Annotated in this window: 24 protein-coding genes; 15 read left to right on the top strand and 9 right to left on the bottom strand. The window is 65.6% G+C overall.

Features of this window, described 5'->3' with window-relative positions:
- The 7 genes from H156_RS0110890 (at position 1) to H156_RS0110860 (ending at position 9,330) form a co-directional block, all read left to right on the top strand.
- On the top strand, positions 1-1,122 hold the full coding sequence (locus H156_RS0110890; RefSeq protein WP_017365591.1) for a molybdenum ABC transporter ATP-binding protein: 1,122 nt from the start codon (positions 1-3) through the stop codon (positions 1,120-1,122).
- A 31-nt stretch (positions 1,123-1,153) separates the two neighbouring features.
- The gene (locus tag H156_RS0110885) at positions 1,154-1,465 is read left to right on the top strand and encodes a hypothetical protein (RefSeq protein WP_017365590.1); all 312 of its coding nucleotides are present in this window, start codon (positions 1,154-1,156) and stop codon (positions 1,463-1,465) included.
- A 17-nt stretch (positions 1,466-1,482) separates the two neighbouring features.
- Positions 1,483-2,448: a DUF364 domain-containing protein gene (locus H156_RS0110880; protein WP_017365589.1), complete on the top strand. Its 966-nt coding sequence runs from the start codon at positions 1,483-1,485 to the stop codon at positions 2,446-2,448.
- A 138-nt stretch (positions 2,449-2,586) separates the two neighbouring features.
- Positions 2,587-3,579 carry a hypothetical protein gene (locus tag H156_RS0110875; protein WP_010962032.1) on the top strand — a complete coding sequence of 331 codons (993 nt, stop codon included), beginning with the start codon at positions 2,587-2,589 and terminating at the stop codon, positions 3,577-3,579.
- An 83-nt stretch (positions 3,580-3,662) separates the two neighbouring features.
- A complete protein-coding gene (locus tag H156_RS0110870; RefSeq protein WP_017365587.1) occupies positions 3,663-7,070 on the top strand; it encodes a DUF748 domain-containing protein in 3,408 nt (1,135 codons plus the stop codon).
- A gap of 152 nt (positions 7,071-7,222) precedes the next feature.
- Positions 7,223-8,017, top strand: a complete 795-nt coding sequence (locus H156_RS0110865; protein WP_017365586.1) for a protein-L-isoaspartate(D-aspartate) O-methyltransferase — start codon at positions 7,223-7,225, stop codon at positions 8,015-8,017.
- A 20-nt stretch (positions 8,018-8,037) separates the two neighbouring features.
- The gene (locus H156_RS0110860; RefSeq protein WP_026045980.1) at positions 8,038-9,330 is read left to right on the top strand and encodes an APC family permease; all 1,293 of its coding nucleotides are present in this window, start codon (positions 8,038-8,040) and stop codon (positions 9,328-9,330) included.
- 231 nt (positions 9,331-9,561) lie between these two features.
- Here H156_RS0110860 and H156_RS0110855 read toward each other — a convergent pair whose 3' ends face one another.
- From H156_RS0110855 to iscX, 5 genes are all read right to left on the bottom strand, one after another.
- Positions 9,562-9,783, bottom strand: coding sequence for a hypothetical protein (locus tag H156_RS0110855; RefSeq protein WP_010962028.1), 222 nt, complete (start codon positions 9,781-9,783; stop codon positions 9,562-9,564).
- A 46-nt stretch (positions 9,784-9,829) separates the two neighbouring features.
- Positions 9,830-10,396, bottom strand: a complete 567-nt coding sequence (locus H156_RS0110850; protein WP_026045979.1) for an HPF/RaiA family ribosome-associated protein — start codon at positions 10,394-10,396, stop codon at positions 9,830-9,832.
- A 97-nt stretch (positions 10,397-10,493) separates the two neighbouring features.
- On the bottom strand, positions 10,494-11,114 hold the full coding sequence (locus H156_RS0110845; RefSeq protein ID WP_036246419.1) for a phosphoribosyltransferase: 621 nt from the start codon (positions 11,112-11,114) through the stop codon (positions 10,494-10,496).
- Between the two features lie 39 nt (positions 11,115-11,153).
- A complete protein-coding gene (locus H156_RS0110840) occupies positions 11,154-11,603 on the bottom strand; it encodes a BCAM0308 family protein (RefSeq protein WP_238536874.1) in 450 nt (149 codons plus the stop codon).
- A gap of 177 nt (positions 11,604-11,780) precedes the next feature.
- A complete protein-coding gene (gene iscX / locus H156_RS0110835) occupies positions 11,781-11,975 on the bottom strand; it encodes a Fe-S cluster assembly protein IscX (RefSeq protein WP_010962024.1) in 195 nt (64 codons plus the stop codon).
- Between the two features lie 288 nt (positions 11,976-12,263).
- On the opposite strand from iscX, the gene rsxA reads away from it, so the two are divergent.
- From rsxA to H156_RS0110795, 8 genes are read left to right on the top strand one after another with little or no spacing between them, the layout of a single operon-like run.
- Positions 12,264-12,845 carry an electron transport complex subunit RsxA gene (rsxA, locus tag H156_RS0110830; protein WP_010962023.1) on the top strand — a complete coding sequence of 194 codons (582 nt, stop codon included), beginning with the start codon at positions 12,264-12,266 and terminating at the stop codon, positions 12,843-12,845.
- A 22-nt stretch (positions 12,846-12,867) separates the two neighbouring features.
- Positions 12,868-13,416, top strand: a complete 549-nt coding sequence (gene rsxB, locus H156_RS0110825) for an electron transport complex subunit RsxB (RefSeq protein WP_010962022.1) — start codon at positions 12,868-12,870, stop codon at positions 13,414-13,416.
- A 2-nt stretch (positions 13,417-13,418) separates the two neighbouring features.
- Complete coding sequence (gene rsxC / locus H156_RS0110820) at positions 13,419-14,906, top strand: electron transport complex subunit RsxC (protein WP_010962021.1); 1,488 nt, start codon at positions 13,419-13,421, stop codon at positions 14,904-14,906.
- On the top strand, positions 14,903-15,982 hold the full coding sequence (locus H156_RS0110815) for an RnfABCDGE type electron transport complex subunit D (RefSeq protein WP_010962020.1): 1,080 nt from the start codon (positions 14,903-14,905) through the stop codon (positions 15,980-15,982). The genes rsxC and H156_RS0110815 overlap by 4 nt, the downstream gene beginning before the upstream one ends.
- A 5-nt stretch (positions 15,983-15,987) precedes the next feature.
- Positions 15,988-16,683 carry an electron transport complex subunit RsxG gene (rsxG, locus tag H156_RS0110810; protein ID WP_238536876.1) on the top strand — a complete coding sequence of 232 codons (696 nt, stop codon included), beginning with the start codon at positions 15,988-15,990 and terminating at the stop codon, positions 16,681-16,683.
- Positions 16,680-17,366 (top strand): electron transport complex subunit E, encoded by a 687-nt coding sequence (locus H156_RS0110805; protein WP_017365578.1) that lies wholly within the window; start codon positions 16,680-16,682, stop codon positions 17,364-17,366. Before rsxG ends, H156_RS0110805 begins: the two co-directional genes overlap by 4 nt.
- An 11-nt stretch (positions 17,367-17,377) precedes the next feature.
- Positions 17,378-17,665, top strand: coding sequence for an RnfH family protein (locus tag H156_RS0110800; RefSeq protein WP_010962017.1), 288 nt, complete (start codon positions 17,378-17,380; stop codon positions 17,663-17,665).
- Complete coding sequence (locus H156_RS0110795) at positions 17,649-18,020, top strand: hypothetical protein (protein ID WP_017365577.1); 372 nt, start codon at positions 17,649-17,651, stop codon at positions 18,018-18,020. The genes H156_RS0110800 and H156_RS0110795 overlap by 17 nt, the downstream gene beginning before the upstream one ends.
- 30 nt (positions 18,021-18,050) lie before the next feature.
- Here H156_RS0110795 and H156_RS0110790 read toward each other — a convergent pair whose 3' ends face one another.
- The 4 genes from H156_RS0110790 to H156_RS0110775 form a co-directional block, all read right to left on the bottom strand.
- Positions 18,051-19,499: an efflux transporter outer membrane subunit gene (locus H156_RS0110790; protein WP_017365576.1), complete on the bottom strand. Its 1,449-nt coding sequence runs from the start codon at positions 19,497-19,499 to the stop codon at positions 18,051-18,053.
- 67 nt (positions 19,500-19,566) lie between these two features.
- Entirely contained in the window at positions 19,567-22,620 is a 3,054-nt protein-coding gene (locus H156_RS0110785) for an efflux RND transporter permease subunit (RefSeq protein WP_017365575.1), read from the bottom strand.
- Positions 22,617-23,729: an efflux RND transporter periplasmic adaptor subunit gene (locus tag H156_RS0110780; RefSeq protein ID WP_017365574.1), complete on the bottom strand. Its 1,113-nt coding sequence runs from the start codon at positions 23,727-23,729 to the stop codon at positions 22,617-22,619. The genes H156_RS0110785 and H156_RS0110780 overlap by 4 nt, the downstream gene beginning before the upstream one ends.
- 139 nt (positions 23,730-23,868) lie before the next feature.
- Positions 23,869-25,221 carry an SCP2 sterol-binding domain-containing protein gene (locus H156_RS0110775; RefSeq protein WP_017365573.1) on the bottom strand — a complete coding sequence of 451 codons (1,353 nt, stop codon included), beginning with the start codon at positions 25,219-25,221 and terminating at the stop codon, positions 23,869-23,871.
- Positions 25,222-25,258 lie beyond the last annotated feature (37 nt).

Here is a 25,258-nt window from a genome sequence, read left to right as displayed (position 1 = left end):
ATGCTTGAACTGGACGTGAAACTGAGCCGGGGCCATTTCGATCTGTCCGCCCGGCTTGCCATCGACAGCCCGATGACCGCATGTTTCGGACCGCCGGGCGCCGGGAAGAGCACCTTGCTGGGCATGATCGCCGGCGTCGTCATGCCGCAGCGGGGCTGGATCCGGCTGGGCGGCGAGACGGTCTTCGACAGCCGCCGAGGCGTGCGGATGCCGGCGGGCCGCCGCCGGATCGGCCTCGTGCGGTTCGATCCGGCCAGCCATCCCCGGCAGACGGTCGGCGAACTGCTTCGGGATACCCACCGGAATTCGGTTCGAAGGGGCACCTTCGGATTCGCCGGCGTGGTCGATCTCCTGGAACTGGAGCCTCTGCTCGACAGTGGCATTCAGTCCTTGCCCGCCGGCGACAGACAGCGGGTGGCACTGGCGCACGCGCTCATCCCGGCGCCGCGCCTGCTGCTGCTCGACGATCAGCTCGAAGTCTCGGGTGTCTCCAACTCGGCCCTGCTGCCCTATCTCACGCGGATCCGAGATGAACTGAACGTTTCCATCATCTACGTCAGCCATTCCCTGGGCGAGGTATTGCAGCTCACCAACCGCATGGTGCTGATGGTCAACGGGCGCATACTGGGATTCGGTGATCCGCATGAAATCATCACCGACAAGATCCTTTCCACCGGCGCCCCGTTACAGGGCATCGAAAACGTGCTTCCCGTGACCGTGCTGGGCCATGAAGCCGAAAATGGCTGCACGATCGGCTACTACCACGGCAGCGAGCTGGTGCTGCCGATGGCCGCGCATCTGGCGCCGGGTGATTTCGTCAATGTGTCCATCCGCTCCAGCGACATCGCGCTGTCGAAGCAGTATCTGCGGGGAACGTCGATCCAGAACCAGATCAAGGGCCGGCTATGCGCGGTCATCCGGACGCCGGGCCACGCGGTCGTGCAGATCGACTGCGGCATCACCCTGCTGGCGGGCATCTCGCTGAAAGCGCTCCACGCAATGGCTTTGCGGGAAGGAGACACCGTGTATTGCCTGATCAAGGCGCATGCGTTCTCCTACCTGGGCAACCCGTCAAGGGACGGACAATCCCTGGACTCCAGGGAAGTATCACTCGTTCACTGAAGCATCGGGCTCATTCCCAAGGCAGAGATCGATGAGTACCTTTATCAAGAGCACACAGGACGGCCGCAAGGTCGAAGTCATCGGACTGGCCGTATGCCTCGACGGCCACAAGGAAGCCACCCGTCTGGTTCCCGTCAGCGAGCACCCCAACCGGGAGGCGATCCTGGCGGCGGTGCCGGCGGCCACCCACATGGCGGGCCGGCTGCCCCTCACGGCGGAGGAGGCCGCCGCCGCCCAGGCGGCTCTGGATGCGGCGCGGGAAGCTTATGCGCGCAGCCCCAAGGGGCTTTCGGAACGCATTCGCGCGGTCCAGAACCAGGCCCTGGCCAACCGCGACGGCTGACCGTCCCGCATTCGGGGATGACGAATCCTTACGAAATCTACGACCTGCTGCAGGATTACGCCGGTGCGCCGGTGCCGGTGGGCACAGTCGTAATCGGTCTGGTCTGGACGCTTTGCGAAACCGATGCGGTGGGGCTCTCGATGAGCCCGGGCGTTCAGACCCGGACGCTTCCCTGGGCCGGTACGCTGCGCGGCAGGACTCTGTCCGAACTGGTCGCCTGGGTGCGGGAGTTCGACCCGTATCGGGCCACGGTGGGCATGGCGGCCGTCAATGCCGGCATCAACCGGCTCGGTAGGCTTCCGGACGGCGTGACGCTGGCGCCCAAAGACGGCGCGGACAACAACCTTGCCGTCTTCGAGCATTTCCTCGGCGAGATGCGCGGCAAACGGGTCGTGGTGATCGGCCGTTATCCCGGACTGGACCGCTTCGCTCATGCGCATGCCCTGAATCTGACGGTCCTGGAGCGCCAGCCCGGTCCGGACGACCTGCCGGATTCGGCCTGCGAATACCTGCTTCCGGAAGCGGACTGGGTGTTCCTCACCGCCACCTCGATTCCGAACAAGACCTTTCCACGTCTTGCGGCCCTGGCACGCGATGCCACCACGGTACTGATGGGGCCGACCGTCCCCTGGCTGCCGGAACTGCGGCATTTCGGCATCGACTATCTGGCCGGCGTGGAGATCGTCGATGCCGCAGTCCTGAGGGATACCGTGTGTGAAGGCGGGGGCGTGCGGATTTTCGATGCCGGGGTGCGTTACCGGATCGCGCCGATCGGCCCGGAATCCACCAAGGCATGGGCCCGCCATATGATCGCCCAGGCGACGGCGGAGCGGGAGCGTCTCAAAAAAGACATGGAGGCATGGTACGGCCGGGGCAACGCCGCCCGTTTTCCGCAGTATGCGCAACTGGAAGCGGTCGACCGCCGTCTGTCGCGTCTCGATACCTGTTTCAAGCGGCTCTGGGACGCCTCCCCCGACCCCTGACGGTACGGTTTTCCGCCGTTTCTCTACGAGCCGATGCCACCGGCCGTCATTGGATGCGTCAATAACCATTCAATTTGACGGGTTTTGTCGCGGCAGTACAATGCGGTCGGAATCAAGCCTTTTGTGGAGACGGTCTCGATGGTTGCTGAAGTCAGAGTTTCGCCCGAACACGATGCGGACGCGCCGGTCCGGTTCGACGGCCACCTGTTGGACCGGCTCTGTAAGGACACATTGGCTTCTCCCGGCGACGCAGTCCTGCTGGACCGGCTGCGCCAGGCCTATCCGGGCTATCCGCTGCATATCGCCCGCCTGGGGCACCAGTGGTACCGCCTGGGCGGCATCGTCAAGCCGAACGGCGCGAGAGTCGCGGCGGACATCGGTGAGTGGGCGGAGCGCACCTACATCGAATGCGGGCAGAATTTCAACACGCTGTTGGCCCACTGTGAGGAAGGCGGTTTCCTGGCCACCCACCACACCGGAGTGACCCTCTACCTGGTGGCCCAGACCGGACCCCGGGCGGAGGATTTCGTCCAGATCGAAGTGGACCGGACCCAGGAAACCGCGGACCGTTACCTGGTCGCCCCGGAAAATCCGCCGGAGGATCTGGAGGGGTTGATCGATCCCATCGACCCGGTGGGAGTCCAGCCGTTCGCAGTGGGGGCCGCCCGCTACACCTACCGCCGCAAGACCGAAGTGGCCCTGTTCATGCGTGAGCTGGGGCGGCATCGTGCAGACCGTCACCCCGCCCAGCGTTTCATGGACGACTGGAATGCCAGCAGCGCGGGCCAGCACAAGGCTTTCTGCGAAGACTGGAGTCTGCGCCTGTTCCAGCACATCGGCCGCCATGGCGAGCAGGTCATGAACGTCGAGATCGTCCTCAACCGCACCCGCGAAGTGCCGCGTCTGGAAGGCCCGGACGGCAAGAAAGGCAAGGCCCTGGCGGTGCTCCTCAACCGCTTCGATGCGCAGGCGGGCCATCCCTTCGCCTGGTACTTCTACATGCTCAAGGGGCTGGTTTCCCCGCATGTGGGCGAAGCGGTGCAGCGCGATCTGGCCAAGGACTACGCCTATCTGCCCGACCGCGACACCGTCGTGCTGAAGCAGTGGGCCACGGCGCCTTACTGTCTGTGAGTGGCGCTTGCCGTCGGCCTAGGCCGCGGTCCTGAACTGTGTTAGAAATCCCGGGAGGACGAACGGAGTGCAGGCAGACGAGAATGAAGTTCCTCCCTCAGTGGGTGCGCAGGTCGTGGTGCAAAGCGTTCGCGGTGGTGTTGGCGCTGACCGGACTGTACGCGCTGCTGGGGTTTCTAATACTGCCCAAACTGGTCGAGCAGTTTGCTCCGGAGCTGGCCGCCAGGTATCTCAAACGGCAGCTCTCGATCGCCGAAGTCGGCTTCAATCCGTTCCGCTTCAGTCTCGAGCTGCGGGGCTTCGTCCTGGCTGAGGTTTCGGGCGAGCCCTTGCTGAGTTTTGGCCGCCTTCTCCTCGATTTCGAGCCGGCCAGCCTTCTGGAAGACACCTGGACGTTTTCCGAAGTTCTGATCGAACAGCCGTCGGCCGACCTGGTGGTCGATGAGGAGGGGCGGCTGAATCTCGCAAGGCTCGGCGACGAGTTGCCCAAATCGCCGGAAGCCGAGAAGGGGGAGGGCCAGCCCCCGGCTCTCAGTTTCAAACATCTATCGATGGTCGGTGGCAAGGTCAGGTTCGCCGACCGGTCGAGGACGGCGCCTTTCGACGAGACCTTCGAGTCCATAGATATCGAAGTCGCCGACCTGTCCACCTTGCCCGAGGTCCAGGGAACCCAGCACTTGACCGCCAAATTCCGTGAGCGCGCCATCCTAGACTGGCAGGGCAGGGTATCGATCAATCCGCCCTATTCGGAGGGTCGATTGCGAGTCGGAAACTTCCCGCTCGCGGCCCTCTGGCCATTCGTGAAGGAAAGGCTCGCTCTGGCCGAGCCGGCCGGTGAACTGGGGGGCGTCGCGCACTACAGGCTGGCCGAAGGGCCGGCCGGACTCGCTTTGAGCGTGAGTGACCTGAGCGCGCAGATCGAGGGACTGAAGCTGACTCCGGAGGGAGGTTCGGAACCGATACTGGCGCTGGGCCGCCTCGAAGCGAGGGAGGCCGATTTCGACCCGGCAAACCGTCGGGTCCGCATGCCGAAGTTCGAGATCCGCGAAGGCCGCCTGCGGGCGGCCGTGGACGAAGCCGGCGAAATCGACTGGCTGAAATTGTTCAGGCCGAAGGCAGCGGCCGCCGCCTCCGCCATGTCGAACGATCAGCCGGAACCTCCGTGGCGGATCGAGGTCGGTGCTTTCGGTGCGGCCAAGATCGGCGTGGATTACGCCGATGTCAGCCGGCATTCGCCGATCCACCTCGGCATCGGCGCGCTCGATCTCGCGTTTGCCGCCGCCATCGAGGTTGGGACGGAGGATTGGAAGGCGGCGATAAGCCGCCTGGCCCTCCGCCTGGACAATATCGCGCTGAGCACGGCCGGCGCTTCAGGACAGGGGGATGACCTGGCGACCCTGGAATCGCTCACGGTCGAGGACGCAAATCTGGACTTGGCCAAACGCGAAGCCGCCATCGGCCGGATCGTGTTGAAAGGCGGCGGCACCCGCATCGTGCGCGAGACGACGGGCGGCATCATGCCGGCGACGGCGCTGGCGCCCACGTCCGCCGGCAGTCGTCCTCCTCGACCGTCGGAGCGGGGGGCATGGCGCTATGCAGTGCAGCAGTTCGTCCTCGAGGATTTCGGTTTGGCCTTGGCCGACCGGACCTTCGCCCCGGCAATCGCTTACGACCTGGAAAATATCCGGCTGAGCTTGGGGCCGATCGCCAGTGACGAGGGGAGACCGATGCGTTTCGACGCGGCATTCGTGGTCGGGCAGGGCGGGGAGTTCAAGGCTTCGGGCTCCCTTTCCCAAAGCTTGGACCAGGCCGAGGGGGCAGTCCGGCTGGGGCGGATCGATCTCAAGTCCCTGCATCCCCTGGTGGCCCGCTTCTCGGGCCTCGAGCTCGAAAGCGGGGATTTGTCCGCGCAGCTCGAATTCGGCTACCGGCGGGATGCCGGCACGGCCTTGAAGGCCAAGGGCGATTTGAGCGTAGGCGGACTGCTGTTGAAAGAGACCGCCACCGGCAAGCGTTTCCTGTCGTGGAAGAATCTGTCCGCGGAAGCGCTCGACTTTGGCCTGGCGGAAAGGCGGCTGGCGGTCAAACAGGTGCGCGTCGCCGAGCCGGGCTGGAATATCGAGATCTTCGAGAACCGCTCTACCAACATCCAGAGGGTTGTCGCCGGCGGCCGCCCGGCCGGCGCGGCCCCGAAACCGGTCGGAGGCCGGCGCCGGTCGGAAAAGCCCGAGCCGTGGCTCGTCACGGTGGAAGCCGTTCGGGTCGAGAAGGGCGACATCGATTTCAGCGACGGGTCGCTGGTTCTTCCCTTCGCCACCCATATTCACGATTTCTTCGGTACCGCGGCGGGCCTTTCGACCCGGTCCGAGGCGCGGGCGCTGCTCCAGTTCCATGGACAGGTCGACCGCTACGGCGCGGTCGACGTCTACGGTCAGTTGAGTCCACTGGCGCCGAAACATTTCGGCGACGTCAGCGTGGCGTTCCGCAACGTGGATATGCCTTCCCTCTCACCCTACAGCGCGACCTTCGCAGGCCGGGAGATCACCTCGGGCAAGCTCAATCTGGACATCCGTTACCAGATCGACGACGGCCGGCTGAGGAACGACAACCGGATCGTGCTGGAACGATTCGCCCTGGGTGAGCGGATCGAGAGCCCCAAGGCGGTCTCGCTGCCGCTCGACCTGGCGATCGCGCTGCTGACCGACGGCGATGGCAGGATCGACGTATCTGTTCCGGTCGAGGGTGATCTCGGCAATCCCAGATTCGACTACGGCAAGGTGATCTGGGAGGCTTTCGTCAACGTGGTTACCCGGACGGTCACCGCGCCGTTCAGGGCCTTGGGCCGCCTGTTCGGCGGCGATGGCGAGGAGATCGGGGGCGTGCTGTTCGAACCCGGCAGCGCCGACGTCGGGCCGCCGGAACGCGAGAAGCTCAACAAGGTCATGGTTGCCTTGGCACAGCGTCCTCGGCTCAGTCTGGAAGTGCATGGCGGAGTCGATCCGGAGTTGGATGGTCGTGCGCTGAAGTCCTCGCAGGTACGGCGGTCCGTTGCTGCAAAGCTGGGTTTCCGGTGGTCGCCGGAGGAGGAGCCGGGGCCGGTCTCCTTCGACAGTGCCGCCACCCAGTCGGCACTTGAAGAGCTGGCCGGCGAGCAGGGCGGCCCGAATGCCGTGGAGGAGGTTCAGTCCGCCTTCGCAAGGAAGGAAGGCAGAAAGGCCGAGCGCATCGGTCGCATTTCCGCACTGATGGGGCGCCCCAGCCCGGATTCGGCGTTCTATCGGGCCTTGTTCGACCATCTGGTCGAAACCGCGCCGCTGTCGGCCCAGGATTTGGCGACTTTGGCCGGCCGCCGTGCCCGGGCGGTGGTCGGCGTGTTGACGCAGCGGGGCGCGCTGGACCCGGGCCGCATCCGGATCGGCGAGACCACATCCGGTGATGTCAGGGACCGGCGGATCGTCACCCGGCTGGCCGTGAAGCCCGGAGGGAGCTGACCCCGCACGACATCGGTACGGGAATGAATGGGGCGGGCGGCGCCCGGGGCGATGGAATCAGCCGCGACGGGGGTACTCTCCGATTGGCATAGGCTCCGCATCCGCGTGTCCGGCCAAGGTGTCGGGCTCGAGTAACGTCGAGGTGATGTCGCATGACGATGCTACCGATCCACGCTCGTCCACTGCTTGCCGTCGGGGGAAGGTGTGGCCGCCGCCTGCTCGCAGCGGCATTCCTGCCGGTCGGCCTGTTGGCTCTCGCTTCGGTTCCCCCCGGCTGCGTTCTCGCCCAGCCGGACGACTACGCTGCGGCCCGCATCCGCATGGTCGAGCTGCAGCTCGAGGGCTCCGGGTGCGACGTCCGCGATCCACGGGTGCTCCAGGCGATGGCGGAGGTGCCTCGGCACGAATTCGTGCCTCCGCCACTGCGGGAATACGCCTATAGCGACAGCGCGCTGCCCATCGGCTTCGGACAGACCATCTCCCAACCCTATGTCGTCGCCTTCATGACCGAGCGGCTCGAACCCAAGCCCTCAGACAGGGTGTTGGAAATCGGGACCGGTTCGGGCTATCAGGCGGCGGTGCTCTCGAAGTTGGTGGCCGAGGTTTACACCATCGAGATCGTCGAGCCGCTGGGACGGAGGGCCGAGGCCGATCTTCGGCGTCTGGGCTTCGACAACGTGCGGGTCCGGATCGGAGACGGCTACCGGGGCTGGCCGGAAGCCGCGCCTTTCGATGCGATCATCCTGACCAGTGCGGTGAGCGAGGTGCCGCAGCCCCTCATCGGACAGCTCAAAGACGGTGGCCGCCTGATCGCCCCCCTTGGCCCGTCGTCTTACCAGGAGCTGTACCTGCTGAAAAAGCGCGGCGAGAAACTGGAACGGCGGGCGATCCTGCCCGTCCGGTTCGTCCCCATGACTGGCGAGGTCTTGAAGGGGGCGCCGCCGTGATGCGGCATCGAGCGCTGAGGATGCACGAGGTACGTCGATTGGGTCTGCCTTCCGCCAGCTTGCTGGTGGTGGCCAGCATGGTCGGTTCCGGTGTTTTCACCACCGGTGGCTTCCTGCTGGAGGCGTTGCGGTCGCCTTGGCTGGTCTTGCTGGCCTGGCTGGCCGGCGGAGCGATCGCCGCCTGCGGCGCCCTGAGTTACGGCGCGCTGGCGCAGCGTTTCCCGGAATCGGGGGGAGAATATCTGTTTCTGTCCCGTACCCTGCATCCCGCCGCCGGCAATGTGGCCGGGTGGGTGTCCGTGGTGGTGGGTTTTTCCGCGCCCATGGCTGCTGCCGCCTACGGTTTCGGTGAGTACCTGGCGCCCTGGATGCCCTGGCACGCGCCTCGGCTCACCGGAACGCTGCTGCTGGCCGCGTTCGCCTTGCTCCACGGCGCACACGGTCCAGCGGGTGCCTGGGTGCAGAACTTCGCCGTCGTGTTCAAGCTTGCGCTCATGGCGGGTTTCGTCCTGCTGGCCTGGCCGCGACTGGCCCTTGAAACGGGCGCCGCGGCGCGCGGCGAGGGGGGAGGCTTCGGCGCTTTTTTTTCTGCGCTCATCTGGGTGTCGTTCAGCTATTCCGGCTGGAATGCCGCCGTCTACCTCGGCGGGGAAGTGCGCGATCCCGAACGCAACCTGCCGCGGGCGTTGCTGCTGGGCACCGGCCTGGTCACCGTGCTTTATCTGGCGCTGAATACTGCCTTCATGTTTTCTGCCGCACCCGAGGCGCTGGCGGGCAAGGCGGACATCGGCCGCGCCGCGGCGCTCGCCCTGGGCGGCTCCGTCTGGGCGGATTTCATGACCCTGCTGGTGGCTTTCGCCTTGTCCCTCTCGGTCTCGGCCATGATGATGGCCGGGCCCCGCGTCAGTGCGTGCATGGCGCGGGACGGCCATCTGCCACCCTGGCTGTCGCTGCATGAAGATGGTACGCCCCGACGGGCGACCTTCCTTCAATGCGCTCTGTCTTTGCTGCTGCTGTGGAGCGCGGGCTTCAAGGACTTGCTGACCTACACCGGTTTTACCCTCGGGTTGAGCACTGCGGCGACGGTCTGCGGCCTGATCCGGCTCCGGCTCAAGGAAGGCGATGCCTGTCCCGTCATCGGCTGGCCCTGGGCGCCGCTGATCTACCTGCTGGCGGTCCTCGCCATGACCGCCGCCGCCTTGGTCCGCCAGCCCCAGGCCGCCCTCGGAGGTCTGGCCACGTTGCCGGCGGTGTGGGTGCTTCGGCGCATCGGTGCGAGCTGGTCTGGAAATGCCCGCTCCGAAACCCGGTAGATCGGTCCGGTTGACGGACTTCCCGGCCGGGGATGGCGCCTCGAAACCAAAAAAATCGCGTAGGAAAGACATGCCGAAAAGACCACACCCACCGCACGCAGGCGGGTGACCGGCCCGAGCATTGCGCGCCTTTCCTCGCGCGGTGACGGACATGGTTTGCGCGGCGCAAACGCCCCTGCCGGCCGAACCCGGCCAGCGCCACCCGCATCGTCGGTGGCGCGGCGCGGTGGGTCACCAGCGGACCGCGTAGTTCATGATGTCGATGTTCTTCTTGAAAATCTCGAGGGCGAAAGGCTGGGCGAGTTGGTAGAGATCCAGGATGGAATAATCGATGCCCGGTCGCGCGCCGCCCTTCTTCAGGCTTTCTTCCACGTTCCTGGCGATGACCAGCAGCAGGTCGTCCAGATTTTCCGGGGCCAAGGTTTCGATGTCTCGCAGCAGCTGATCACTCATGGTGGTTCCCCTCGAAAAAGCGTCGTCGGGATTCGCAGACCGGTGTTCATCCGATCAGGTGGTGTTTCCCTTCGACCCGTACCGAGCTGGCCTGGGGGCCTTCCTCGCCCGTTTCTTCGGCGAAGCGCACTGCAGTGCCGACGGTCAGCCGGTCGAAGTCAGAATTCACCACGCTGTGCCGGTGAAAATAGATTTCCCGGCCTTCCGGCGTCTCGATGATGCCGAAGTCTTCCGCCGGGATCAGCCGGGAAATCCGGCCGTGCGCCTGTACCTCGTGCGTCTTGACCTGAGAGCGCCGGCGCCGTTCCAGGTCTTCCAACTGCCTGCGCGCCGCGTCGAAGGCGTCCCGGATCGCGACATAGGCGTCCTCGTGGGCATGATCGAGCCCCGGGTCCCGGCTGACCGCCAGTTCATGGCCGGGCACGGTGAGATCGATCCGCACGTGGTAGACGTTGCCCTGATGGTGGTGCTTGTGGGATGCCTCGACCATGACCCGGCAGCTCATGATCCCGTCGTAGAACGAATCCAGCTTCTCGATCCGCTCCAGGATGTTCCGTTCCATCGCCTCGGAGGGCGACATGTTTCGAAACGTGATCTGCGGCGACAGTCTCATTGCCTTCCCCTCGCTCATCTCGGCCCGATGATCAACGATAGACCTTTTCGGTCCGCGTCGATAGGGCTTGTCTCCCCGCGTCCGGGGCGCGTTGGCTTCAAGGCGCCTCGCGCTGTTTCATCAGGGCCAGCACGTAGGCCACGGCAGACCTTGGGGGCTTGATTCCATGGCGGGCGCGCAGCTGGCGGACGGCCTCGTCCAGTGTCTCAGGGCGGGGTTGCATGGCAGCGATGAAACCGCTCAGATCCTCGGTGAGGGCCCAGGGATAGATGAGCCAGCGCCAGGAGACGATTCGCCGCCCGTAGTAGTCCGGCACGACGGGGGACACCTTTTTGTGATGGAGTACCGCAATCTTGATGTCCAGCGGCCCGCAGCATCGAAGCTGCTCCAGGGCCAGTCGGAGGGTGTCGCCGGTGTCGCTGCAATCGTCGGTCAGCAGCACTTTGAGGCCGCGAACGTTCGCGGGAGGCGGCGAATGACAGCGCGCCGTTTCGTTTTTGCGTGCTCCCCCCTCGTAGTGGCCGATACGGATGCTCTGGAGATCGTACACGCCCAGGGCATCGCACAGGAGCCGCGCCGGTACGTAACCGCCTCGGGCGATGGCCACCACGGCGTCGGGCCGGTAGCCGGACGCGCGGATGTTCTCGGCCAAGCGCCGGGACAACCGGCACACCTGGCTCCAGGTCACCAGCTCGCCGCGGAGGAAGGGATCGCTCATGGTCGGAGGCCCACCCATCATTTCAGGCATCGGGACGATTCAGCGGCGCCAGGATACGCGCAGCAGCGCCTCCTCGTCGGTGTAGCGTGACTCCAGCTCGCCCTGGTAGGCGTGCCGCAGTGCTTCCGCGGTGCCATGGGTGAGATGTTTGTCGGTAAAGGTGATGACGGTACGGTCGTCCTCCTCCTCGATGGTCATGATCCGCTCCAGCGGGTGCTCGGCACGGGCAGCGGCTTCGGTGTTCCGAACGAGGTTGAGGATTTCCGGGCGGTGGGCGCCGAAGAAAGGACCGCTCAGCGTCAGCTCGCCGGCTGGCAGACGATCGCGTATCCGTTGGCACGCGGGACAAAGGTGCCGTTCGGCATCCGGCACCGCCGCTCCCCACCGCCAGCGTCCCTGCTGGAAGACGGCGCCGCATTCGGGGCACACCGTCGGTTCCGGCCATTTGCCGCGAGCGCGGTAGGGATCCTCCACATGCTCTTCGAACATGCTGTCCCTGCGCGGTTGGTGCGCGGGGTCGAGTCGTTTGCCGGGTCCGGTCATGGGGTCACCTCGCATGGCTCAATGGGCAGTGGTCCGGACCGCATCATCGGCCCCCCTCACGCGCCCGTCAAGCCATGCCGGAAGGTGTCGCCGCGCTTTCCGGCGGTTCCGGACCGTCGTCCGCTAGCTGACCTCGTCGATCCATGCCATCTGGATCGCTTCCAGAATTTTCTCGTTGCATCGGTCGGTGCTGTCGGCGAAGCCGTCGAGCGCCGTGATCCATGCCAGCAGATCGGTGAAGCGTACGTACCGCGGGTCGACGTCCGAGTGCTTGTGGGCGAGGGCGGCGGCAATGTCGTAGGTGTCGTTCCATTTCATGGGCGGGTCCCGGAGTTTCTTCTGAAGAGGCAATGCCATCGACGGAGCAAATTCGCGGCCAGGCGTTTCCGTCCCGCGGATATCCCATGGGCTGACCTGCCGGGTTTGTCGTAAAGATGACAAAGCCCTATGAAACGGAGGGGCATGTGCAATTCCCGACAAGGCGGGGGCGGGCGGTCGCTGCGTGGGGTGCTGCAATGACCCAAGGTTGACGGGGGAAGGGCCCCGGTTTGCCATTGGCATGCGTTGTGCCTGAAGCTGGCTAAAACCCTCGAGGGAACCTTAGGCGTGAACGACTACCTGATGCTGCTGCTCGGCACGGCCCTGGTCAACAACGTGGTGCTGGTCAAGTTCCTCGGACTGTGCCCTTTCATGGGGGTGTCCAGGAAGCTCGATTCCGCCGTCGGCATGGGATTCGCGACGACCTTCGTGCTGACCCTGACCGCGGTGGCGAGCTGGCTCATCGAGCATTTCGTCCTGATGCCGCTGGGCATCGGCTTCCTGCGCATCCTCTCGTTCATCCTGGTGATCGCAGCGGTGGTCCAGTTCACCGAGATGGTGGTGAAGAAGACCAGCCCGGTGCTGTATCAGGTGCTGGGCATCTTCCTGCCGCTGATCACCACCAACTGCGCGGTGCTGGGAGTGGCGCTGCTGAACATCCAGCAGGAATACGATTTCATTCACAGCGCGCTGTTCGGTTTCGGTTCGGCGCTGGGGTTCACCCTGGTCATGGTGATCTTCGCCGGCATCCGAGAGCGGCTGGCCCTGATGAGCGTGCCCGAGGCATTCACCGGCCCGCCCATTGCCTTCATCACCGCGGGCATCCTCTCCCTGGCGTTCATGGGGTTCGCAGGATTGGCCACGCATTGAACCGACACCCGAAGGAGAGTCTATGTACATTCTGTTCGCCATCATCAGCCTCACCGGCATGGGGCTCGTGCTCGGGTTTCTGCTCGGTGCCGCGGCGCGTTATCTGAAAGTGGAAGAAAATCCGCTGATCGACGAAATCGAGGCCATGATGCCGGGGTCGCAATGCGGCCAGTGCGGGTATCCAGGTTGCCGCCCGGCGGCCGAGGCTCTGGTGGCGGGCGAGGCACCGGTAACCCTGTGTCCCCCAGGCGGGCGGGCGCTGGCCGAGCAGTTGGCCAGCAAGCTGGCGGTCGACCTGGATCTGTCGGAGGTGGAGGATCAGGTGCCGATGGTGGCGCGGGTGGACGAATCCACCTGCATCGGCTGCGCCCGCTGCTACAAGGTCTGTCCGACCGATGCCCTGGTGGGCGCGCCCAAGCAGATCCATGCCGTCATCGCCGATGCCTGTACTGCCTGCGGCAAGTGCGTGGACGTCTGCCCGACCGAGTGCCTGCGGCTCCATCCCGTCAAGGTGACGCTGCGTAATTGGCGCTGGCCCAGTCCGGACATGGTTCCGGCGAAGGCGGCTTGATCATGGCGGCGCTCAGCTTCTTCCCGTTCGGAGTCGCCGGCAGGATTCGCGGCGGCGTCCATCCGGAGCCGCGTAAGGAGTCCACCGCCGATCGGCCCATCGAAACCGCGTTTCCACTGCCGGAGCGGCTCTATCTGTCGCTGCAGCAGCATGCCGGCCAGCCCGCCGAACCCGTGGTCCGGGTCGGTGACAAAGTGCTCAAGGGCCAACTGTTGGCGGCGGGACAGGGCACGATTTCGGCACCGGTGCACGCGCCGACCTCGGGCGTGGTGACGGACATCCTGGAGTATCCCGCGGCCCATCCGTCCGCCTTGCCGACCCCGACGCTGCTGCTCGAACCCGATGGGGAGGATCGCTGGATAGAGACACGGGGGAGCGCCGATCCGTTCGGTCTGCCTCCCGAGGAAATCAGCGCCCGGGTCGGTGCGGCCGGGGTGGTGGGCATGGGCGGGGCGGCTTTTCCTTCCGCCGTGAAACTGAACCTGGGGCGCAAGACCCGGATCCAGACACTGTTGATCAATGGGGGCGAGTGCGAGCCCTATCTCACCTGCGACGACCGGCTGATGCGCGAGCGGGCGGCGGACGTCGTCGACGGCATCCTCATCATGCTGCACGGGCTGGAATGCGACCAGGCGATCGTCGGCATCGAGGACAACAAGCCCGAGGCCTTCGCCGCGATGTCGGCCGCCGCGGCGCCGCATGGCGGCAGGGTACAGGTGCGGCAGGTGCCTTCGCTTTACCCGATGGGCTGGGACAAGCAGCTCATCCGCTATTTCACCGGCAAGGAGGTGCCGGCCGGCGGGCGTTCCGCCGACATCGGCGTCCTGATGCACAACGTCGCCACGGCCTATGCGGTGCAGCAGGCGGTGCGGCACGGCCGACCGCTGGTCAGCCGTATCGTCACGGTCAGCGGTCTGGCGGTGAGCGCGCCGCGCAACGTCGAGGCACCGATCGGGACGCTCTTGGCCGACCTGCTGGCGTTCTGCGGCCATCGTCCCGAGGATACCGCGAGCTACGTCATGGGCGGTCCCATGATGGGCGATTTTCTCCCGCATCCCAGGGTGCCGCTGGTCAAGGGCGCCTGCGGCATCCTGGCGCTGTCGCGGCGGGAGGTGGCCGCGTCCGACGCCAAGGCCTGTATCCGCTGCGCGCGCTGCGTGAGCGCCTGTCCTGCGGGACTCCTGCCGCTGGAGATGGTGGCGCGGATCCGGGCCGGACAACTGGAGTCCGCGATTGGTTATGGCCTGAAGGACTGCATCAGTTGTGGGTCCTGCTCCTATGTCTGTCCTTCGGAAATCCCGCTCGTACACTATTTCAAGTACGCCAGCGGCGAGCTCGTGGCGCGGGAACAGATGAAGCATCGGACCGAGCAGACCAAGCGCCTGGCGGAGGAACGGCAGGCACGGTTCGAGCGCCAGAAGCGGGAGCAAGCGGCGCTGGCCGCCCAGCGCAAGGCACAGGCGCAGCGCAAGACGGAGGAGGCCGCATGAGTCTGTCGCTGTCGAGCGCGCCCTTCACCCGTTCGGACAGCCAGGTCCAGGGGATAATGGCGGCGGTGGTTCTGGCGCTGGTGCCGGCCACCGTGTTCGGTGTGGTGATCTTCGGCTGGCCCGCGTTTTTCCTGTGGACGGTGACCGTCCTCTCGGCTCTGGTGTTCGAGGCGGCTTGTCTCACCCTGGCGGGCAAACCGGTCAAGGCGGTTCTACTGGATGGCTCCGCCCTGCTGAGCGGTTGGCTGGTGGCCATGACGCTGCCGCCCTGGGCACCGTGGTGGATCGGCGTGGTGGGTGCCGGGATCGCCATCGTGGTCGGCAAACAGGTGTTCGGCGGTCTCGGCCAGAACCCGTTCAATCCGGCGATGCTGGCGCGTGTGGCCCTTCTGGTGGCGTTCCCCCTGGAAATGACCACCTGGGCGCTGCCTTCGCTGCCGTTTTCCTCGTCCGCGCCGGGACTGTCCGACGGCCTGGCCATCACCTTCGCCGGCGCGTCTGCGGTGGACGGCATGACCGGACCGACGCTGATCGGCAACTGGAAGACCGAACTTTCCCAGGGGCGGGGATTGAGCGAATCGCTGGTTTCCGGCCATTACAACGTAGTGGCTTCGCTGCTCGGCTGGAAGGCGGGCAGCCTGGGCGAGACCTCCTCCCTGCTGGTGGCCCTGGGCGGACTCTGGCTGCTGAAGAAAAAGATCATCGGCTGGCACATCCCCGTGTCGCTGTTGGCGACGGTGGCGGTCTTGGCCTCGGTCTTCGCCCTGATCGATGGTGAGCGCTACGCCGGCCCCGTCTTCCATCTGACTTCCGGCGCCGTGATGCTGGCGGCGTTCTTCATCGCCACCGATTACGTCACTTCCCCCAGCAGCCCGGCCGGCCAGTTGATTTTCGGCGCGGGTTGCGGCCTGTTCATCTTCGTCATCCGCACCTGGGGAGCTTACCCGGAAGGCGCCGGGTTCTCGGTGTTGCTGATGAACGCGCTGACGCCGGTCATCGACCATTACGTGCGGCCGCGCGTCTACGGACGCGATCTCAAAGGCCGGCCGCTGGACCTGCCGGGAGGGCGGCGGTGAGCAGCATGATGCCCAGGAATCTGCGGGGGGAAGCCATCAGCCGGTGGGTGCGGCTGCGGCAGCGGTTCGACGACATGGAGACTCTGCGCCAGCGGCTGGACTACCAGACCGGGCTGCTGGCCGCCGCCGGACTGCTGGCCAGTCTGCTCCTGGGGGTGGGAGACCTGGCCACCCAGGGAGCCATCGAGCAGCGCCAGGCCGAGGACCTGCTGGCGACGTTGGAACAGGTGCTGCCTCCCGATCTGCACGACAACGATCTGCTGCACGACGTGAAAACAGTGTCCGACACCGGGCTGGGCGAGACTCGGGTGTATCTGGCGCGTAAGGACGGCGAGGTCACCGCCGTTGCCTTCAGACTGTCGGCCACCGGCGGCTATTCCGGCCAGATCGTCCTGGTCATGGGGGTGAAGGCCGACGGTACGGTGCTGGGGGTGCGGGTGGTGGCCCATGCTGAAACCCCTGGGCTGGGCGACAAGATCGAAATCGCCAAGTCGGACTGGATCCTGTCCTTTTCCGGCCGTTCGCTGGACAACACCCCGGAAGAGCGTTGGCGGGTCAAGAAGGATGGCGGTGATTTCGACCAGTTCGCCGGCGCCACCATCACCCCGCGCGCGGTGGTGGGCGGGGTGTTCAGGGGCCTTGAGTTCTTCCGGCGGCACCGCATTGAGCTGATGTCGGCCGCAACAGGAGGTCAACGATGAATCCGGACTTTCGCAAAATCACCCGCGACGGCTTGTGGGACAACAACATCGTCTTCAGTCAGAGCATCGGCCTGTGTCCGCTGCTGGCCGTCACCGGCACCGCCACCAATGGGCTCGGCATGGGGCTGGCCACCCTGGCGGTCATGGTCGTATGCAACGTTCTGGTTTCCTGGGTACGGGTATTGATCCCCTCCGAGATCCGCATCCCGGTGTTCGTGGTGCTCATCGCCATGGTGGTGACGCTGGTGGACATGGTGATGAATGCCTGGTTACACGAGATGCACAAGGTGCTGGGCCTGTTCATCCCCCTGATCGTGACCAACTGCGCCATCCTGGGGCGGGTCGAGGCCTATGCTTCGCGCCATCCCGTGGCGCATGCGGCGATGGACGGGCTGATGATGGGACTGGGTTTCACCCTGGCTCTGGTGGTGCTGGGGGCGGCCCGGGAAGCGCTCGGCGCCGGCACGTTGTTCGCCAGTGCGCGCCTTTTGATGGGCGACTCGTTCGCGTGGCTGGAAACGACGCTCATTCACGGCTACCGCGGGTTCCTGCTGATGGCGCTGCCGCCGGGCGGGTTCCTCATGCTCGGTTTCCTCCTGGCCGGGAAGAAACTGATCGACAAGCGGTTGGCCGCCCGCCAGCGCCGGTCGATCGCGGTGGGCGAAACGCTGGTGGAGACTTGAGGGAGGACGGCATGAACGTGGGCGTGTGCTACGCGGACGCCGACCGCCAGCTGTGGCTCCGGATGGAAATGCCGGACGATAGCACGGTCGAACAGGCCATCCGCTATTCCGGCATTCTGGAACGGTTTCCGGAGATCGATCTGAGCGTACAGAAAGTCGGAATCTTCGGCAAACTGGTGAAACTCGACGCGCCGGTGAAGGAAGGCGACCGCATCGAGATATACCGGCCCATCACAGCCGATCCCAAGACGGTGCGGCGTCGCAAGATCGCTTCGGACGACGATGACGACGACGATTGACGCCGATGTCCGGCGCCGCGGCGAGGCCGTCTGCGCAAGGCTCCTGGACGAAATCGAGAAGTTGGGTATCGCCCCGGGCCGGCTCGCGCGGCTGCCCCTCTATGACCAGGCGGAGTTCGAATCCAGCCGGGACCCCTACAGCGGAGAAGAGACCCTCTGCGGCCGTTGGCGTGACGCCCGCGGTCATGGCATCGGGCAGATGAAATTCCATGGCGACGGCTCTTTCTACGCTGAATTCGACGTCGTCCTGCCTCACCCTACCGATCCGCATTGGTTTGTGGAGGGGGTGACGGTCTGGGGACGCGGCGATGTGATCAAGAGCGAGGCGAGGCTGCTGGAGGCTCCGAGGGAGTGATCCACCCCTATCGTGAAGCCTGGGTTCCCGTCAGTTCGTTTCGACGGCGACCGGTTCCTCCAGCCAGCCGCCGCCGAACGCCCGGTATAACGACACCAGTGCGACCAGCGCGGTGGTCCGGGCTTTGACGGCTTCGCCCAGGACGGACAGTTTCGAAGCTTTCGAGTCCAGCACCGCAAGGTAATTCGCCGCTCCCCGCCGATACAGCGCTTCGGTCGAGTGCCGGGCATGTTCCGCGGCGGCTTCCGCGTCCGCCAGATGGAGGCAGCGCTGGTTCGCCGTCCGGTGGGCGAGGAAGGCGTTTTCCACGTCCTCCAGCGCCTGCAGAAAGGTCTTTTCATAATTCGCGGCCACCTGGTCGAGCCTTGCGTCGGCGGCGGCGATCTGGGCGCGGATGCGTCCTGCGTTGAAAATCGGTGCAGTGAGGCCCGCGCCGAGGGCGTAGACGCTTTCGCTCAGGCTGGGGAACCCGCCGACCGCCAGGGCCCCGAAGCCGCCGCTGGCCGAGAGCACCAGTTTCGGCAGCAAGTCCGCACGGGCCGCTCCCAGGCCGGCCGCCGCGGCGATGACTTCGGCCTGGGCCTGGCGAAGGTCGGGGCGTTGCGCGAGCAGGCTGGACGGCAACAGCTTGGGGATGATGGGGGTCGATGCCGGCAACGGCCGGGGTTCGGCCAGGCTGGCCTGCAGCGTCTGCGGCGGCTGACCGGTCAGCACGCTCAGGCGCTGGATCAGGCGGATGGCGGTTTCGTTCAGTGCCGGCAGGGCCGCTTCCGCGCTTTGTAACAGTGCTTCCTGTCCGGCGACGGCGGCTTCCTCGGCGAGACCGGCGCGGTAGAAGGCCTTCAAGGTTTTCAGCCGCTCGCGCTGCACCTCGAGATTGTCTTCGAACAGGGCCGTCTGCCGCTGCACGCCGCGCAGTTCCAGGTAATTCGTGGCCACTTGCGCCAGCAGGCCGACCTGAGCCGCATGCAGCGTTTCTTCCACGCCCAGCGCCTGGGCCGCCGCCGCTTCCGCTTCCAGGTGACGCTGGCCGAAGATGTCCAGCTCCCAGCGCGCAGAGAGTCCGCCGGTCACCATGTCGGCGGTGGGGGTGATCAGCTGATAGCCCTGTTTTCCCGGCACGGCGATGATGCGGTCGATCCGCTTTTCACGTCCGCCGGAAGTGAAGAAATCGAGGCTGGGATAAAGTGCGGATTCGGCGACGACCACCATGGCCGCGGCTTCCCGGACCCTCGCCTGGGCACTCCGGAGGTCCGGGTTGGCGGCCAGCGCACGGTCGATCAGGTCGTCCAGAACCGGATCATCGAATTTCCGCCACCACTGCTTCAGGATGGCGGGGGCCGATACCGGCGTCTGGGGCGCCTGAGCCCAGTTTTCGGGGGCCGCCGGCGCCGGCGGGAGAGCGACCCGGGTCGGCGTGCAGCCGCACAGGAGAGTTGTGGCCAGCGTACCGGCCAATGCCTGACGGAACGGTCTCATGCGCGCCCTCCTGGATGAGGCCCTTCGGGTAGCCTCCGGCTGTCCGAATCCGCTCCCGACGAACTTGTCATGCCGCCCCCTCACGCCGTTCGACTTTGAACCAGGCCGCATACAGCGCCGGCAGGAAGAATACCGTCAGCAGGGTGGCGACCGTGAGCCCGCCCATGATGGCTATCGCCTGCGGGGCGAAAAAATCGTTGGTGGACAGCGGGATCATGGCGAGGATCGCCGCCGCCGCCGTGAGCATGATCGGCCGGAAACGGCGGACCGTGGATTCGATGATGGCGCGGCGGGTGTCGAGGCCGGCTTTTTCGTCCTGTTCGATCTGGTCGACCAGGATGACCGAATTGCGCATGATCATGCCGGCCAAGGCGATGATCCCGAGCAGCGCCACGAATCCAAATGGCGCCCGGAACAGGAGGAGGGCGAAGGCGGCGCCGATCACGCCCAGGGGCGCCGTGACGAAGACCAGAAAGGTCCGGGACAGATTCTGCAATTGCATCATCAACAGCAAGAGCGTGGCCACGAGCACCAAGGGAATCCAGACCAGGATCGATTTCTGTGCGGTCCACGCGTCCTCCCGGGCGGCGCCGGTTTCGACGAAATAGCCGGGCGGCAGTTCATCGATGATGGGCTTGAGCGCCGGTTCTATTTCCGCCGCGACGTCGGGTGCCAGCATGCCGTCCGTCACGTCGGCGCGCACCGAGATGGCGGGGAAACGGTTGCGTCGCCAGCGCACGCCGTCCTCGAACACGGTCTCGAACCGCACCAGTTGGGACAGCGGCACGGGTAGGCCGCTGCCGGTGGGTACGGCGAGGTCGGGCAGGCCGGCAGGGTCCGTGCGCAATCGGGTCTGGGCGCGCCAGACGATGTCGATGAGCTTGTTGCTTTCGCGGAGCTGCCCTACCGTCAGCCCGCTGTAATGAGCCTGCAGGGCGCGGGCGAGAGAGGCGGTGCTGACACCCAGGGCCCGCGCCTTGTCCTGGTCCAGCGCCAGCCGTAACGAAGGAATCCGTTCGTGCCAGTCGTCGTTCACGTCCACCGTATGCGGGTTGGCACGCACGACCGCCGCTACCCGGTCGGCGATGCCGCGGACGACGCCGGGGTCTTCGCCGAACACCCGGAACACCACGGGATAATCCATCGGCGGGCCGACATTGAGCCGCATGGCGCGGCCGCGCACTTCCGGAAAATCCGCGGCGAGCGCCTCGCGGATCCGTCGCATGACGCGTTCGCGGGCGCCGTTGTCTCCCGTCATCACCACGAATTCGGCGAGGTTGGCATTGGCGAGCTGTTGCACGATGAGCAGGAAGAAACGCGGGCTGCCGCCGCCGATGTAGGTCGCGTAACTCAACACGTCCGGGTCATGGGCCAGGACCGACTCCATGCGCTTGGCGGCGGCCTCGGTCTGGGCGAAGCTGCTTCCTTCGGGCAGCCACAGGTCGATCACGACCTCCGGCCGGTTCGACAGCGGAAAAAACTGCTCGGGTACCCGGCTCAAGGTCGCGATGCCGACGACGAACAGCGCGACCGTCGCCAGGATCACCTTGCCGCGGTGCTCCACGCAGGCCGCCACCCATCCACGCAGACGGTCGTAGAACGGGGTGTCGTAGATCTCGTGAGCCGATCCGGCGCCTTTCGGTCTGAGCGCCAAGAACCCCAGGTAAGGCGTGAAGATCACTGCGCCGAACCAGGACGATACGAGTGACAGCCCCACCACCTGGAAGATCGCCTGCGTGTACTCGCCCGCCTGGGAGCGGGCCAGACCCACCGGCAGGAAGCCGGCGATGGTGATCAGGGTGCCGGTGAGCATCGGAAAGGCGGTGGCGCGGTAGGCGAAAGTGGCGGCCTGCAGCCGGTCCCAGCCTTCCTCGAGCTTACGGGCCATCATCTCGATGGCGATCATGGCATCGTCCACCAGCAGACCCAGCGCCAGGATCAGCGCTCCCAGAGAGATGCGGTGCAGGGCGATGCCGGCCACCAGCATGCCGAGCAGGGTGGCGGCCAGCACGAGGGGCACCGTGAGCGCAACGACTGCGCCTGCCCGAATCCCCAGGCTCAGGAAGCTGACCAGGAGCACCGCCGCCAGCGCTTCGAAGAATGTGCGCTTGAATTCGCCGATGGAGCGGCGGACGACCTGGGCCTGGTCGGCGACCTTTTCCACCGTGATGCCGATCGGCAGCTCGCGTTCGATGCGCCCCAGCGTGGCGTCCACGGCCTTTCCCAGCGCCAGCACATCGCCCTTCCGGTTCATGGCGATGCCCAGCCCGATCACATCCTTGCCGTTGAAACGCATCCGGAATTCCGGCGGGTCGACATAGCCGCGCCTGACCTCGGCGAAGTCGCTGACCCTAAAGGTCCGGCCGCCGATGCGCACCGAGAGATTCGCCACGTTCTCCACCGAGTCGAAAGTTCCGGTGATCCGCACCGGCAAAGCGCCAGCCCCGGTGTCGACCGCTCCAGCCGGCGCCATGGCGTTCTGCGTCTGCAGGGCGGCGGCGACTTCGGTGGCGTCCAGTCCCAGGCGGGCCATCTTCTTGTCGGAGAATTCGATGTAGATTTTCTCCTCCTGGGCCCCGATGAGATCGGCTTTTTCCACGTCCTTGACCCGCAGAACCTGCTGTCGGACCGCTTCCACCCGGTCCTTGAGCCGGGCGTAGTCGAAGTCCTCGCCGGAAAAGGCGTAGATCAGGCTGTAGGTGTCGCCGAATTCGTCGTTGAAGAAGGGGCCGATGACTCCCTGCGGCAGCGTCATCCGGATGTCGCCGACTTTCTTGCGGACCTGGTACCAGATGTCGGCGACTTCTTCCGGGGAGGTGTCCTCGCGCGGCACCACGAAGATCAGCGATTCTCCCGGCTTGGAGTAGCTGCGCAGGTAGTCGAGATCCGGCAGCTCCTGGAGCTTTTTTTCGAGGCGGTCGGTGAGCTGCTCTTCCACCTCCCGCGCCGTCGCCCCTGGATACAGGGTCTTCACCACCATCAGGCGGAAGGTGAATTCAGGATCCTCCCGCTGTTCCAGCCGGAAATAGGCGAAAAGTCCCCCCAGCAGGACGAGCGTGATGAGGAAGCCGGTGAAGGCGCGGTGTTCCAGCGCCCATTGGCTCAGATTGAAACCTTTCATGGACGGCCGGCCGGGTCGGGGATGATACGTACTTTCTGGCCCTCGGTCAGGCGCTGTACGCCGGCACTCACCACCAGTTGGCCAGGCGCCACGCCTTCGACCGAAACGCGTTCCGCGCCCGTGACTTCGTTCAGCCGGACGGGCACCGACTTGACGGTGAGCCGTGCTTCGTCCACCAGCCAGACGCGAGGCGGAGCGGGCTGCTGCTGGGGACTGAACACGGCCGAAAGGGGGATCGTCGCCCGTTCCGTGCCGACGGCGTCGATCCAGAGGGTCGCGGTCATGCCGAGACGGACGGTCTCCTGGCCTTCGAGCAGCGTGGCCCGTACCCGGTAGGTTCGGCTCGCGGGGTCCGCCGCTGCGGCGATCTCACGGAGGCGCGCCTTGAGCCGCCGTCCGTCGGCCCAGAGCGTCACCGCTGCTTCCTGGCCCGGCTGGAGCAGGCCGACGCGGTGCTCGGGGACATCGACGCTGATCTCCGGTTCGTCGAGGCGGGCCAGCGTGAGCACCGGCTGGCCGGCGGCCAGCACCTGCCCGGTTTCCGCCGAGACCGCGGTCACCACGCCGCCCCGGTCGGCGCGCAGCGCCGTGTAGTCCACCCGGTTGGCCGCCTCGGTCGCCTGAGCCTCGAGCGCGGTCACACGCTCTTTCGCGGCGGTATAGGCGGTACGGCGGCGATCGAATTCGGGAGGGCTGACGACCCGCTGTTCCAGGAGTTCACGGTATCGCTGAAGGTCCTCGCGGGAGAATTCCAATTCTGCCCTGGCGGCTGCCAGCTGGGCTTTGGCTGACTGCACGGCCAGTTCGTAATCGGTGGGGTCCAGGGCGGCCAGTAGCTGGCCTTTCTGGACCCGGTCGCCCAGCTCGACCGGACGGGAAGCCAGTTTTCCGGCGACCCGGAAAGACAGGGTGGTTTCGTGGCGGGCCCGGATTTCGCCGGCGAAGCTCATGCCGGCGGAACCGGTTTCTGCAGCGACCCGGAAGGTGACGACCGGCCGGGTTTGCTCCGCGCCGCCGCGGCTGTCGGAACAGGCCGCGAGCGCAAGGATCACGAGAATGGCGGTGGGGACGAAGATTCCCGGTTTCCACGGGAGGGTGGCGTAGGTCATAGCGGTTCCCTGGCCCTGGTGGCGGAAGCGACCCAGCGAGGTCCTCCGCGGGCGTAAAGTCCTGAAGGTCGGACGGCATGGCCCGCAAGGCGGGCGAGGCATTTCATAACGTTTTTTCCCTGTTCATGGCAAGGGAAAATCACGTGGGAAAGCATCGACCGAATGCCAGAAGCAATCGCGGGGGGCCTTTGAACCGGATCTTCCTGCGCAGCAGTGCGCCGAAGAGGCTGACTTCTCCCGCCAGGAAGCCGAGCCAGGTCTTGCCATCGGCCGTGATCCGGAAATCGGGCCGGCCATGGAGCCCCTCCCTTACCGCGAGCGTCCGGTCCCTGATCACGACCGTGACGCCGAGCGTTTCCTCGCCAGTGAAGCTGAAATGGTAGGTCGCGTGCAGACCCGAGGCCCGCCCGCGCTGGAACACCAGCGGCAGTCCGCTCAGGAAGGTCCGTATCGAAGTGGGCCGGAGCGTGTTTCGCACCCGTTTGGCGGATTTATGCGGAAAACGGCGGCGGACGTGATCTTCCGCATCGGAACCGGCGATCACGTACACCGTTTCGGATTTGTCCTGCAGCGGGCGCATCACTTCGGCGATGAAGCGTCTCCGGTCCTCCAGGAATGGCCGCACCACGTCCTCCCCCGCCGGGCACACCGACAGGCAATAGGCAGCCTTGTAGTTCGCCCCGAAGGAGAGGCTCTGCCACAGGGACACCGATTCGGCGTAGCCGATCTTTTTCCGGTAATCCGACGCGCTGGTGCTGGCCGCGACCGTTTCTGCCCAGTCGCTGAAGCCTCCCATGAATTCGCGGTAGTTATGGGTGTAACAAGCGGAAAAATCGAAATGGCCATCCATCCCGATCGCTCCTGTCGGACAGGCTCCCACACAAAGTTTACATTCCAGACAGGGATTGTAGTCGATGGGGCGGGAGTCATTATCGATCCTGGCATCCAGGACCACGGTGCCGAGCAGGATGAAACTGCCGAATACCGGATGAATGATGTTCCGGTGCAATCCCATCCGGCCCAGTCCCGCGGCTTCGGCCACCGGTTTGTGGGAAATCACCCACATCCGTGCCGGCCACCGGTCCGCTTCCATGGGGAAGCCGACGGCGGTATGGGCCGCACGGATGCCGTGCCTTTCCAGGGTCTGGACGATCCGCCGGCCGGTCTGGTTGACTGCATCCGCCGACTGGTGGAATTCGAGATTGGCGATCGAACGGCTGGGAGTCCGGAGGTTTTCACGGTTCATGCGGCAGACGAAACTGAGCAGGGTTTTCGCGTAGGGGAATGCCTGCAGGATGTCGTCCCGCTGGGAAGCCATTTCCGCCCGTTCAAGGCCGACGCATCCGACGTCGTCGGCCCCTGCCTTCAGGGCGATCTCGCGCAGCCAGGCCGCTTCGAGCACTGGTGTTTCCGTGGGGTGGTGCGGAGACTCGTCCAGAATGCGCCTCACCGTGGGATGGTTTCTCAGGTATTTCGTATCCGTATGGTTCATGGAAATCGACCTCCGCCGTAGAGCCGGAATAAAAGTG

This window comes from Methylococcus capsulatus str. Texas = ATCC 19069 (assembly GCF_000424685.1).
Classification (GTDB): Bacteria; Pseudomonadota; Gammaproteobacteria; order Methylococcales; family Methylococcaceae; genus Methylococcus; species Methylococcus capsulatus.
This window is presented reverse-complemented; position numbering and strand designations above follow the sequence as displayed.